The 13,587-nt window shown below is 40.3% G+C and carries 12 protein-coding genes; 9 read left to right on the forward strand and 3 right to left on the reverse strand.

The genetic code is table 11. From position 1 onward, the window contains the following. Window positions 1-2 precede the first annotated feature (2 nt). The 6 genes from AC1D7X_RS07830 to AC1D7X_RS07855 are packed head-to-tail and all read left to right on the forward strand — an operon-like array spanning window position 3 to window position 7,477. Entirely contained in the window at window positions 3-869 is an 867-nt protein-coding gene (locus tag AC1D7X_RS07830) for a carbohydrate ABC transporter permease (RefSeq protein ID WP_495474961.1), read from the forward strand. A gap of 16 nt (window positions 870-885) precedes the next feature. After that, window positions 886-2,358: an NHL repeat-containing protein gene (locus tag AC1D7X_RS07835; protein WP_495474962.1), complete on the forward strand. Its 1,473-nt coding sequence runs from the start codon at window positions 886-888 to the stop codon at window positions 2,356-2,358. Then, window positions 2,333-2,959: a Yip1 family protein gene (locus AC1D7X_RS07840; RefSeq protein ID WP_495474963.1), complete on the forward strand. Its 627-nt coding sequence runs from the start codon at window positions 2,333-2,335 to the stop codon at window positions 2,957-2,959. The genes AC1D7X_RS07835 and AC1D7X_RS07840 overlap by 26 nt, the downstream gene beginning before the upstream one ends. A 14-nt stretch (window positions 2,960-2,973) precedes the next feature. Next, window positions 2,974-5,550 carry a DUF5696 domain-containing protein gene (locus AC1D7X_RS07845; RefSeq protein ID WP_495474964.1) on the forward strand — a complete coding sequence of 859 codons (2,577 nt, stop codon included), beginning with the start codon at window positions 2,974-2,976 and terminating at the stop codon, window positions 5,548-5,550. Continuing rightward, complete coding sequence (locus tag AC1D7X_RS07850; protein ID WP_495455136.1) at window positions 5,547-6,449, forward strand: carbohydrate ABC transporter permease; 903 nt, start codon at window positions 5,547-5,549, stop codon at window positions 6,447-6,449. The genes AC1D7X_RS07845 and AC1D7X_RS07850 overlap by 4 nt, the downstream gene beginning before the upstream one ends. Window positions 6,450-6,475: 26 nt before the next feature. Continuing rightward, window positions 6,476-7,477: a carbohydrate ABC transporter permease gene (locus tag AC1D7X_RS07855; protein ID WP_495455137.1), complete on the forward strand. Its 1,002-nt coding sequence runs from the start codon at window positions 6,476-6,478 to the stop codon at window positions 7,475-7,477. Window positions 7,478-7,548: 71 nt separating this feature from the next. On the opposite strand, the gene AC1D7X_RS07860 is transcribed toward AC1D7X_RS07855, so the two are convergent. Beyond that, window positions 7,549-8,883 carry a glycoside hydrolase 5 family protein gene (locus AC1D7X_RS07860; RefSeq protein WP_495474965.1) on the reverse strand — a complete coding sequence of 445 codons (1,335 nt, stop codon included), beginning with the start codon at window positions 8,881-8,883 and terminating at the stop codon, window positions 7,549-7,551. A gap of 341 nt (window positions 8,884-9,224) precedes the next feature. On the opposite strand from AC1D7X_RS07860, the gene AC1D7X_RS07865 reads away from it, so the two are divergent. After that, complete coding sequence (locus AC1D7X_RS07865; RefSeq protein WP_495474966.1) at window positions 9,225-10,760, forward strand: potassium/proton antiporter; 1,536 nt, start codon at window positions 9,225-9,227, stop codon at window positions 10,758-10,760. Window positions 10,761-10,791: 31 nt separating this feature from the next. Next, window positions 10,792-11,643, forward strand: a complete 852-nt coding sequence (locus AC1D7X_RS07870; protein WP_495455140.1) for an EcsC family protein — start codon at window positions 10,792-10,794, stop codon at window positions 11,641-11,643. Between the two features lie 154 nt (window positions 11,644-11,797). On the opposite strand, the gene AC1D7X_RS07875 is transcribed toward AC1D7X_RS07870, so the two are convergent. Then, window positions 11,798-12,502: an AIM24 family protein gene (locus AC1D7X_RS07875; protein WP_495455141.1), complete on the reverse strand. Its 705-nt coding sequence runs from the start codon at window positions 12,500-12,502 to the stop codon at window positions 11,798-11,800. Window positions 12,503-12,538: 36 nt separating this feature from the next. After that, window positions 12,539-12,976: a hypothetical protein gene (locus AC1D7X_RS07880; protein ID WP_495474967.1), complete on the reverse strand. Its 438-nt coding sequence runs from the start codon at window positions 12,974-12,976 to the stop codon at window positions 12,539-12,541. 180 nt (window positions 12,977-13,156) lie between these two features. Between AC1D7X_RS07880 and AC1D7X_RS07885 the strand changes: the two genes are divergently transcribed. Next, window positions 13,157-13,315 carry a hypothetical protein gene (locus tag AC1D7X_RS07885; protein ID WP_495455143.1) on the forward strand — a complete coding sequence of 53 codons (159 nt, stop codon included), beginning with the start codon at window positions 13,157-13,159 and terminating at the stop codon, window positions 13,313-13,315. Window positions 13,316-13,587 lie beyond the last annotated feature (272 nt).

Raw genomic sequence — 13,587 nt, forward strand, 5'->3', positions numbered from 1 at the left:
GGATGAACTTCTCCCTGCGACTGCGTAAAAAAAGGGTGAACCGTTCTTTATTTGGTAACCTGTCCCTGTTCTTACTGCTATGTGTAGTGGGAGCTTTTATGATACTACCCTTGGTTTATGCCATTAATAATGCATTCAAACCGTTAGATGAGATCTTCTTGTTTCCACCAAGATTATTTGTACGTAATCCAACGATGGGTAACTTCACGGATCTTATTAATTTGCTAGGTAATTCATGGGTACCTTTTTCTCGATATATTTTCAATACGGTATTCATTACCGGAATGGGCATTGTGGGGCATGTACTATTAGCATCAGCATCAGCTTATCCGCTAGCGAAACATAAATTCCCGGGTGGTAAATTTCTATTCCAGATGGTCGTGTTATCGCTTATGTTCACTGCTGCTGTAACAGCGATCCCTAACTATATGATCATGTCATGGATTGGGCTAATTGATACGTATTGGGCTGTTATTGTCCCTGCATTTGCCTTTCCACTGGGTCTTTATTTAATGAAGCAGTTCATGGAACAAATCCCGGATGCCTTGCTCGAAGCGGCGAAGATCGATGGTGCAAGTGAATATCGTATCTTCTGGACCATTGTCATGCCTAATGTGAAGCCAGCTTGGCTTACACTTATTATTCTATTATTCCAAATGTTATGGGGTTCGGATGGGAATGGATTTATCTATAGTGAACAGTTGAAATCTCTCCATTATGCGGCGAATCAGATTGTGCAAGGTGGAGTCGCTCGGGCGGGAGTCGGAGCTGCGGTAGCTCTTATTCTGATGAGTGTTCCGATTACTCTGTTTGTTTTTTCACAGAGCCGTATTCTTGAGACGATGGCCACATCTGGCATGAAGGATTAGAGAGGGGGAACATCTAATGACAGCGAAAAAATGGCTTCTAATGATCGCAGTTGTTTCCCTACTAACGTTCCATTCCCAGACGACTGCATCGGCAACTTCTGCTCCCTATGAGAGCTATAACTATAACTATTGGGAAGAAGCGGTTCCTTCTCCGGCACCCTATCTACCATCTCGTTCGATCTCCGGAGCTGATTTAGGTATTGGTGATTTCGTAGAACCAAGCGATATGTATGTGACAGACAATGGTTTTGTATACATTCTAGATAGTGGTAACCATCGGATTGTATGTCTCGATGATCAGTGGAATGTAGTGCGGATGATTAGTTCGTTCGAAGTTGAAGGTAAAGCAGATGGATTCAAGAATCCTGGTGGGATCTTCGTTAATCAAGAAGGGAATATTTACGTCGCTGATACGGAGAATTCTCGTATTGTCGTTTTATCTCCTGAAGGCGAGTATATCCGTATGATTAAAGATCCCAAATCCGATGTACTTCCAGACAACTTTACATTCGTTCCATTAAAGTTAACGGTCGATAAGGCAGATCGTGTCTATGTCGTCTCTCAAGGCGTCTTTGAAGGGATTGTTCAATTTGATGAAACAGGAAAATTCATCGGATATGTTGGAACGAACAAGATTCAGAGAGATGTTGTGGATTACTTCTGGCGGTTGCTCTCTACGAAAGCTCAGAAGCAGCAAATGGCATTATTTATCCCAACTGAATTCTCGAATGTAGATATTGATTACAAAGGATTTGTGTATGCGACCAATATCGATCCCGATTCCCAAGAACCCATTAAGCGATTGAATCCATCAGGAGAGGATGTCCTTAAGCGCTTCGGTTACTTCGATGTGAAGGGGGATATTCGCTATAGTATGTTCGGAGGGAACGCAGGTCCATCGAAACTCATCGATATTAAGGTGCGCGAAGGTGGCATGTATAGTGCGTTGGATTCACTTCGAGGACGGATATTCACTTATGATGATGAAGGAAATTTACTATATGTATTTGGAGGGAAAGGAACACAACTAGGAACCTTCAAAACACCTGTAGCTATAGAATTTCTGAAAGAGTCGCTGGTGGTATTGGATCGAGGGAAGTCTAATGTTGTTGTGTACGAACCAACCGCATTTGGTCTTAGTGTAAATAAGGCAGTAAAGCTCCATTATGATGGTAAGGATACTGAGGCGGTTGAGAGCTGGAAGAGGGTACTTACCTTAAATTCGAACTATGATATTGCCTATATTGGTATCGGAAAGTCTTTACTCATCGAGAAGAAAAATAAAGAAGCGCTATCCTATTTCAAAGCAGGAATGGAACGTAAATATTATTCTGTAGCTTATAAAAGATACCGTAGGGAAGTGATGAAGGAGCATTTTGGTACCTTTTTATCTGTTGTCATGATTCTCATAGCTGCACTATTACTATTTAAAGGGGTTAAGAAGTGGAGACAAAGGAGGGCGAATGAACGTGAAACAGGACTTTATTAAGTTTCCACTTCATCTGATAGTGCATCCATTTGATGGATTCTGGGACCTCAAATATGAAGGTAAGGGCAGAATGAAGGTGGCACTTACTGTCCTTCTCCTCGTTATTATCACCATGATTGTTCAGAAACAATTTTCTGGATTTCTAGTGAACTATAATGATCCAAGATATTTAAACAGTATGGATGAGTTGAAGTATATTGTATTGCCCTTCTTCCTCTGGTGCATTTCGAATTGGTCTATTACGACGCTCATGGAAGGTGAAGGGGAATTTAAAGAGATTGTCATGGCTACGGCATATGCTTTAATTCCGCTTGTTCTAATCTATCTGCCAACAACTCTTGTAAGTAATTTCATGGCGAATGAGGAGACGGCATTCTATTACTTATTGAACGTTGTGGCCAGTATCTGGTTTATCTATCTCCTATTCATAGGCACGATGACCGTTCACCAATATACAGCAAGTAAGACGATCATGACCATGCTACTTACGGTTGTGGTGATGGGGATTATCGTATTCCTTGGGACATTGATGTTCAGCCTTGTTCAACAAATATTCGAGTTTGTTTATAACGTATATAAAGAAATTATTTTCCGAACATGAAGGAGGCCGCATCCGTGAATAACCGAAAGATCCTCTATAGGGTACTCGCATGCATCGTAATGCTCGGTATACTCACTATTGTCCTGATGTATATCAATCGTGGTGCTCCAGCGATCGATGTTGCAACCTATATTCAAGGAGAGAATAAGTCGGTTCAAGGATCAGATCTTACTGTATTAAGCGATTCGACCTCAGGAGTTCCAGGGATGGAACTTGTGGCACAGAATAGTGACTTAGGATTGTATCTTCAGCCTGAGACTACGATCGTGGCGGTCATGGATAAGCGGCAAGGGCAAGTGTGGTATAGTAATCCACCTGGGCGAGAAGAGGATGAGAAGGCATCCCCTTTTGAGAAAGAAGTGCTATCCTCACAAATAGGTATTTCATTCCGGGATGCGATCGCAACGTTAGAAACGTACACTAATTTTAGCCAGAGCATTAGCAAGAAACAGTTTACAACGGAAAGTATTGAGAATGGTATTCGTATTACGTATACCTTAGGGGATATGTCACTTGGTATCGATGTGTTACCCAAATATATTAGCAAATCAAGATTTGAAGAAAAGGTATTGAGCCAATTGGACGATTCATCCAAGAGATATGTATCTGCACGATATTATCCAAGAGACAGTGATCCCGATGTTATGGAACGCTTAGATGAGCAAATATCGAAGCAATTAGTGATGAATAAAATGATTGCTGCTTTCGAAAAAGCTGGATATTCATCCGAGGATTTGGCGATGGATAATGAGGAGAACGGGATTACAAGTGGCAATGAATCTACTAGGCCGAACTTCGTTATCCCACTTGAATATCGTCTTGAGAAGGGTTCACTCGTTGTTTCTGTTCCAGTCAGCCAGATTAAAGAAAGTGCAACGCATCGCATCGGAAGTATAGAATTGCTCAGTTACTTCGGTTCAGCAGGAACGAATGACAAAGGGTATATGTTCGTTCCAGATGGAACGGGTAGTCTGATTTACTTAAATAACGGCAAAGTGAAGGATGAACAGTATGCTCAACGCGTATATGGAACAGATGAGAACGATAATACAAGGAGCCGTGGGCAAGTAAGTGAAAATGCTCGCATGCCAGTTTATGGTTTGAAATCCGACGCTGGAGCTTGGTTCGCTGTTATTGAAGAAGGCGACGCAATCGCAAGTATAAACGCGGATATTAGCGGTAAAAAAAATAACTACAATCACGTATACGGTAGTTTTGCGGTACGTGGCGAGGACACATTGGAGCTGTATACGGGATCAACGATACAAGATATTGATCTTTTGTCAGAGGATTTATATCAGGGGGATATTCGCATTCGGTATAGCTTCTTGTCAGGAGATGAGGCTAACTACTCTGGTATGGCCAAATTGTATCAAGATTTACTTGTACAGAACAAGTTGCTAACCCCTCTTCAAGAGGAGGAGGCTATTCCATTCTACTTAGATATGTTAGGGGCAGTAGATAAACAACAATCGTTTCTGGGCATTCCTTACGACGCTATCATCTCAATGACAACGTTTGACGAAGCTGGAGAGATTGCCGAACAGTTGACTAAAGATGGCATTACGAATCTGAAAATGCGATATCTAGGCTGGTTCAATAAAGGTGTAGATCACAAGCTTCCCGTCACTATAAAAGTTGATCATGTATTGGGTGGCAAAGAAGATTTAAAGAAACTAGCTAAGAAAGTAGAACAGTTAGGTGGGACTCTATATCCTGACGTGGCATTTCAGCATGTCTACCATGATGATAGTCAGTTTACACCCTCATCGGATGCGGCTAGATTCATCACGAGAGAACAGGCGGAACGTTCTCCATTTAACCGTTCGTTTAATCGGATGGATACCGATTTGGGAAGTTATTACCTGCTCTCGGCTGCCAAGCTTCCCCATTATGTTGATCAATTCATAGACCGTTACGCTTCTATCGATACGATGGGGTTATCACTTCGTGATCTGGGAGACCTTCTAAATTCAGATTATCGGGAGAATCGAGTCATCTATCGCGATACGGCAAAGAATATCGTTGTAGAGCAATTAGATAAGATTAAGGATAATTTCCCCGATATGATGTTATCTGGAGGAAATGCTTACTCTTGGGGATATGGCGATCAGTTAATCAATATTCCAACGACATCGAGTGGGTTTAATATTACGGATGAAGCGGTACCCTTTTATCAGATGGTCATTCATGGATATGTGGACTATGCTGGGACTCCTATGAATTTAGACGATGATCAGGATATGAAGAGACAACTCCTACATGCTATTGAGCTAGGTGCATCACCTCACTTTATGTGGTCATATGAGCCGTCATCCGAACTTAAATATACACGATTCGATGGAATCTACGCTTCGTACTACAAGGATTGGTATGATCAGGCCGTGACCATGTATAAACAAGCGAACGATGTGATGTCAGGACTTCGAACCCAAAAGATGGTGGATCATATTCAACATCAATATGGTGTTGTCGAAGTGAAATATGAAGGTGGAACGTCTGTGTTCATTAACTATACGGATAATTCTGTAACCATAAACGGGGTATCTATAGGTGCACTGGATTATACCATAGGTGGTGATCGTGGATGAATAGATTGAGACTATCTTTAAACCAGAGAAAGTCGTTACTGGGCATTGTGTTTATTCTACCGTGGTTACTCGGGTTTATATTCTTATTCGCATCACCCCTTATTCAATCTGTTAAATTCAGTTTCAATGAATTAAACGTGATTCCTACAGGATATGAATTGAAATTTGTAGGTTGGCTGAATTTCAAAGAAGCGCTTTTCGTAGATGCGAACTTCAACCGAATTTTGACAGAATCAGTAGTAGATATGGCAGTGAATGTACCGTTGATCTTATTCTTTAGTCTCTTCTCAGCAACACTTCTTAACCAGAAATTTCGAGGTCGAGCATTGGCACGCGCCATCTTTTTCTTACCTGTTATTCTGGCTTCTGGAGCGATATCGGCTGCGGAAGCCTCAGGTCTCATTAATCTCATTGGGGATGCAAGTGTAGCACAGGAATTAGGGGCTTCATCGTCTCAGTTTAATGTGCTCTCTATGGTGAGATTACTAGATGAAGCGGGATTTCCAATGGTATTTACGGATTATATCGTGGATGCTGTTCTGCGAATTTATGAGGTGATTAGCCGTTCAGGTGTACAAATTCTGATCTTTCTTGCTGCACTTCAATCTGTCCCAACTACGATGTACGAGGTCGCTAAGATGGAGGGTGCAACTGCCTATGAGTCGTTCTGGAAGATTACATTTCCGATGGTCAGTCCACTTCTATTAACCAATATTATTTATACAATTATTGATTCTTTCTCAGATAGTAGCGTTACACAGACGATTTATACCACAGCTTTTCAGACACAGAATTTCGGATTAAGTGCAGCAATGTCTTGGCTATATACACTCGTTGTTAGTGCCATTCTAGTCATTATCGGGATCATGGTATCCAAGAAAGTATTCTACTATGATTAACGCTTACGAAAGAGGGGGAACCGCACATGGAATCAGCCAAACCACTTCGAAGTGAAGCGGTAGTATATCGTCTAAAAAAGACAAAAAATAAATTCATGGATACGTTGTGGTCCATTTTTCGGTACGCGTTGATCATAGGAATATCCTTTGTAATTATCTATCCCTTGTTATCTAAAGTATCAGTTGCTTTCAAAGACAAACAAGATATTTATAATCCAACGATTTATATGATTCCAGTACATTTCACCATGGATAATATCAAGATGGCGTTGGAGGTAATGGATTACTTCCCTCTACTGGGGAACACCTTAGTATTTGTCATCATCACCGTATTGTTGCAGACAGCCTCATGTGCACTAGCAGGGTATGGGTTTGCGAGATTTTCGTTTCCGGGGAGTAATGTATTATTTATTTTGGTTATCTTAACGATTCTCGTTCCGATGAGTACTCTAATGGTACCCATGTATCTACACTTTCGAAGCTTTGATATTATGGGTATCATTCATATGTTCACAGGTAAGGAAGGCGTTAATCTTCTGAATACGTATTGGCCATCGATTGTAACGGCAGCGACAGCGAACGGTCTCAAATCAGGATTATATATTTATATATTCCGACAGTTCTTCAAGGGGTTACCTAAAGAAATTGAGGAAGCTGCATTAATTGATGGTGCAGGAGGGATTAAGACATTCTTCCAAATCATGTTACCCAATGCCGTTCCGCCCCTTGTCACCGTTATGTTATTCGCATTCGTGTGGCAATATAATGATACCTTTTTTACATCCTTATTTATGAGTCAGAGTGCACTAATGCCACTACGGGTAGCTTCTCTACCTGCAGAAGCGAATCTATTGATTCCAAAGTTAATTGGAGTCGGCAGTAATGCCAATGTGAAGGCAGATCCTAACCATGTGGCAATGATTGTGGATACGGGGATTCTACTAGCTATACTACCGTTAATTGTGATGTACATGTTTGCACAACGCTATTTCGTGGAGAGTGTGGAACGTACAGGTGTGGTCGGTTAATTTCTCAATAACAAAAGGTGTTCTCTAAGGTCTTTATGACCGCAGAGAACACCTTTATTTTTGGGAATATGTTAAGGGACAAGAATGGTTTCGATATTGGAAGGTTCAGACTGACCAGATAAATTAACCGCTCTCATTCGATAATAGAATAAGCCTGCTGATGGTGGAGCGTCGGAATATGGTATAAAAGGAACTGTGTATTCTACAATATGATCTTCGACAACTTCCCAAGGTCCATTCTCCGTTGTTGAACGCTCTAAGAAATACGAAGTAGCTCCAACAGATCCCCTCCAGCGAATGTCAGTGACCGATGAAATAGGTAATAAAATTGGTGCGGTAGGTGTAGGGACATTAGGAATTGGTTTACCTGCTATAGCATAGGCACATTCACGAAGCGCGTTCATCTTAATTTCAGCGGCTCCACCTGCACGTATAGGTGATTCGGGCCAGAAATAAGCGTGAGATGCATTACAATCCTCAGGATCACCTTGGAAATAGAATCCTCCATCTTTATTATGATAGCGTAGTGACCAGAGCATTGCGCCAGTAGAGCCATTCTTAATAGTTTCCTGTAGTAAATTAACGTTGACGGTAGGGTCTTCATGACCGAATTCACCCACAATGAATGCCTTCTTACCCTTACTACGCTCGCGATCTGATGACAGTCTAGCTAAGAAATCAACACCACGATCGACGTAATAATGGTTGGATACAATATCAATGTCTGGATGAGAAAGCGATGCTTCGGATACGCCATAATTTCCGTCAAGAATGAGCTGGCTTGGGTGTTGGGATTTAATATGTTCTACAATCTCAGCGATCCAAGCGTCAGGACTATCTAGTTCATTGCCGGTTTCCCAAGCTAGTATAGCTTTATCATCTTTATATGGAATACCTGTATAGGTATTCGTACGGTTCATGACATATGTAATGACGTCTTTGAAATCAGCTATAACCTGAGGATCAGTATAAAATTCATGACTTTCTTTACCACGAAAAGCTGCAAAATGTTTCACTCCACCGAACCAATCCCATTGATCTATAAATGGAATGATAAGACGAATGTGATATTGGTGTGCAAGAGCAAGGACTAGATCTAGATCTTTAAATAATTCTTCTTCGTATTGCCCAGGTCCATAAATATGTGCGATCCCATCTCCGGGACGTATACCATTACGTATGGATAATGTATAGCAACGCGTGATGCGACTTCCAAGCTGTTGAAGCGTTTGGAAAGCATCATGTAATTCCCATTCATCCACACGATGCCAATGGGGTAGTGGATCTTCATTCACATGTAAATTGGGTACATTAATAGATATGAAACGAAATTCATCTTGACCCTCAAACAACGTATCTCCAACGCGGGTAATGTAATTATCGAAGCCTTTAGTAAATGTTGTCATTGGCAACTCCCTGTTTTGTATTCATAATAATTTAACATAACAATTTATGATGTGACTGAACATATATCCTATTTTAAATGACTTTGTATTAAAAAACACTATAATAACAAAAATAAATAATTTAATTATTTGTGTCACGAATAAGGGTGGGGCTTTATAGTTGTTATGAAATATTTCTAGCCTGAATACATTGGAGCTGACAAGGGGATTTTAAACTAAATACTGAATTTGGACAATTGGACTTGGTGGCAAAATAAGCCATGTTTGGTGAGCGTACGAATGTGTTTATATTGCTTATAGATTTATTGTAGTGTGATCCAATCGAAGTAAGGGGTGAGGTTATGGATGCTACTACACTCGTGAACTCATTAATCATGCTTGTAGCAGGTCTTCTATTGGTGGGGGTACTCACGACAAAGTTTTCCTCAAGGCTTGGTATGCCTGCACTTGTATTGTTTATTGCAGTTGGGATGGTTCTGAGTCGCTTTATTTATTATGACAATGCTTTTATAACACAAATTGTTGGGATTTTTGCTCTAATCGTTATTTTGTTTGAGGGAGGAATGCAGACAAAGTTTGATGATATTAAACCTGTTGTAGGTTCTGCACTATCTCTAGCAACCGTTGGAGTCCTAATCACCACTGTTGTGGTTGGTGTATGCTCCAAATATATTCTAGGTGTCGATTGGGCGGAAGGCTTCTTGTTTGGAGCAATTGTTGGATCAACTGACGCTGCGGCTGTATTCTCCGTCCTCGGGGGAAAGAATATTCGTAAACGTATTACATCCACATTAGAAGCTGAATCGGGAAGTAATGATCCTATGGCGGTATTCCTTACCATTTCATTGATTGAATGGATTCAGGAACCAGATCAGTCGATCTTGGCCATGTTCTTTTCATTTATATGGGAGATGGGATTAGGGTTGATCTTAGGAATTGTGATAGGGAAGTTAGCGGTTTATGTTATAAACAAAATAAACTTTGACTCTTCTGGACTTTATCCGGTTATGGCACTCGGTTTTGTAGTTCTTTCTTACGGTGCTACTTCAATGTTGCATGGTAGTGGATTGTTAGCTGTTTATGTTACGGCTATCGTTATGGGGAATTCTGATTTGGCGTATGGTCGATCTATTTTACACTTTAATCAGGGTTTTGCTTGGATGATGCAGATTATGATGTTTGTATTGCTTGGTTTGCTAGTATTCCCTGGGAGATTACCAGAGATTATTTGGCCTGCCCTAGCTTTATCTGTTATTCTTATGGTTGTAGCGAGACCACTTGGTGTGTTCGTTAGTACCCTGTTCACGCAATTATCAGTGAAAGAAAAAGTGCTGATCTCTTGGGCTGGACTTCGTGGAGCCGTTCCTATTGTTCTAGCTACATATCCTTTAATGGCTAATTTGGAAAATGGATATTTATTTTTCGATGTAGTTTTCTTTGTGGTTCTCACGTCGGCAGTGATTCAAGGAGCTACGATCTCTCCTCTTGCAGAGAAACTAGGATTAGCAGGCGACATCAAGCCGTCCAACCCATCTTTATTAGAGTTAACAGCACTTGGCAAGACTAAATCTGAGATTAATCACCTTGAAGTGAATTCTTCTATGGATATTGCAGGAAAAGAGATCATTGAACTAGATCTACCAGAAGATATTTTATTTACTGCGATTATTCGTAATGAACAGATTATTACACCGCGAGGAAATACGAAGATTGAGGCCGGAGATACGTTGTATGTACTAAGTCCGAAAGCGAAACGAAAACAATTGAAATCCATATTAACTTCTCCATCTTTGCCTGTCGTATTAACAAAGGATGTACGTTCTCCTGATGAGAAGGAAAAGGTTACAGAAGTGTCTGAGAATGAAGGGTTACAATAAAGATCTAAAGGTCAAGGGAGGTTAATAACATTTGGAGAACCAGGAGTCATTGGAACATTTGCAGGAGGAACTTCGCAACATTGTGAAATGGGAGAAAGAACAAAAGAAAGTGTGGATATGGGAGAAAATCGGGAGAGTGCCCTTTTTACTATTGGATAAGATAACACCAAAGGGAATACGTGAAAAGTTAGGTTTAGTGGTAAATGAAATTGGGAGTTTCATTCAGACGGGTGGACAGTACTTAGTACACCATAACACGATGATGAGACGGTTAGAAAAAGCATCGCAGACTACCACAAATCCAATAGAAGAAGGGATTCTTACACTTCAAGACGTGGGCGAATTACCATTGAGTGTATTAGACGGTGTTGCTGATGATGTCATATCCAAACGAGTTAAGTTTGCGACGGTTCAAGGAGCGACGACAGGTGTCGGAGGTATATTCACTATTGCTGTCGATGTCCCCCTCATTCTGGGTCTTTCGCTTAAGGTTTTGCAAGAGCTAGCATTATGCTACGGATTCGATCCTACCGAGAAAAATGAACGGATATTTATTGTGAAGTGTCTTCAGTTCGCTTCTGCAGATGTTGTAGGAAAGAAGGCAATTGTTGAAGAACTCGCCCAATTTGATGCTGAAGATCGTGAATCACAAGTATTCTCTCAATTAAAAGGTTGGCGAGAAGTGGTTCAGACGTATATAGATAGCTTCGGAATGAAGAAGTTATTCCAACTCGTGCCCGTTGCGGGGATTTTCTTTGGATCGATCAGTAATAAAGCCACAATCGAGGATGTATCTGAGGCAGGCAAAATGCTCTATAAGAAACGAAGGATCTTACGAAAACTAGATGAGCTAACCAAAGTTAATAGCATAACACAAGCATAAACGGCCTCGCCGTCCTTTAGTGGCGAAGAAACGTTTAGCGTTGAAATATAAGACTATTTATAAGCAGAAATACTTATAAATTCTTATATTTTAAATAAACTCGCTTAGACGGCTTTAGGGCCAGGATCTTAGCGGTTTTTTTATGAAGAATTTCTTATTTAATAAAAATACCACCAAAAGGAATGACTTCTCTAAGAACTCGTTTGAAAAGTCCCTCTTGCTTCATTTCTTTCTCTAACTTCTGGTTAGGAACACCTGCCTGATACAAGACAGATCCACGCCCTGTCATTTTCCAGTGATAGTTCATATGCTGGCTAGCAAGTGTATTTCCATATACGGTTAATTCGAGGCTGGCATTCTCCGGATACGCCACAATACTTCCAGCATCAATGTATATAGGTTGTGAAGGATGAAGTTCGGCTTGACATACAGGACCTTGGGTGAGAATACCTATCGTTCCTGTGCCTGCAAACTTTACTTTAATCATGGCTCGGGTAATGAGTAGATTCTTCATGTTCAGAAGACGAGTCTGCATTGTGATGCCATGGCTATAATAGAAAAGACTTCGGAAATCGTAAAGAAGATCACTTCCTTCATTAATTTCTATCGATTTCATGGCAAACCCAGGAGGTATACCAGCAACAAATTGAGAGGGGCCGCTCAAATCGGATTGAATTATTTTTCCCTTGCGGTACATTCGTTTCATATTCATGAAGCGGTCACTTCGTCCATCAGATGGCCCGCGATAGGCAACGATCTGTTCAGGGTGGAGCATATGGATGAGATCCCCTTGAGTAAGAGAAAATGTGACGGCTTGTCCAATAGGAGCAATACTGCCACTATTTATTTGTATATTCAAATAACGCACCTCCCCATATACTGACTGGATGTACATCTACCATTTGATTGTACGATTAGAACGCTTCATTAAGAATCGAATCGTTCGTATAAGAATAAAGTAACCTATTGCTAATCCGATTGCCCACACAACGACATTTCTTATGCGGTGCGATCGATTCTGTCGGGCTATTTCTGACTCATTTAACAACTGAACAGTCTCGGTTAGCTGACGGTTTTGCTCTATGAGTTGAGCATTTTGTTGTTCGTAGGCTTGAGCGCTTGCTTTCGCTTTATCTAATTCTTTACGAGTCTCTTCATAATTATCTTTTAACTTGTTTAATTCAGATGGAAGTTCAGAGAATTGTTGTAATCCATCATAGAAATCGCTGTAGTAATTAGCATGTGCTGTATTCATTTGAAAGAAACATAGGTAAGAGATGAAGATGATTAAGCTTGTCTTACCTATGCTACGAAAGAGTAATTGAAACCTCATAGGGCCACCCCCTGAAATAGTGTTATAGATAGAACTATCTTTAAAGTATTGATCATGTATGATTCTAGTATATAACATGAATATCAGAATTCGGCGACTTTTACAATGGTTAATCGATGTTTCAAGACAATGAATTACGGGTATATATATCTATATAATACTTAAAGGAGCACGAAAAGGATGCAAAATAAAGAGAAAAATTATAAAAAAATGGTGATTACCGTTAACGGTGAACCTGTTGGGAACGGTCTTCTTATCGACAAAGTTACTTATGCACCTATATCAAAAGGAGCAAATTCCAATATAGCTTCACATCATAACGACAAAAAAAACAGTTAACTGAGATCTATGATGAGAAAAAATGATAGATTAAGAAATGAATAATCAAGTTCCTCCGATGAGGGACTTGATTATTTTGTTTTGCGACAAATAATTTTCCTTTGATGACAGATTTCGACATTCATTATCAAAGGGTTTCAGTATACTACTAGTAAGCAATTGGAAACAGTCATATAACTATGGAAAATGTAATAAAATATGAGAGATATTAGTGTGAATCTTTATAAGACACTACTTTTAGGCTAAACGACCATTCTAGATTTAATGGTCTT

It is taken from the genome of Paenibacillus sp. Y568, from assembly GCF_059445545.1.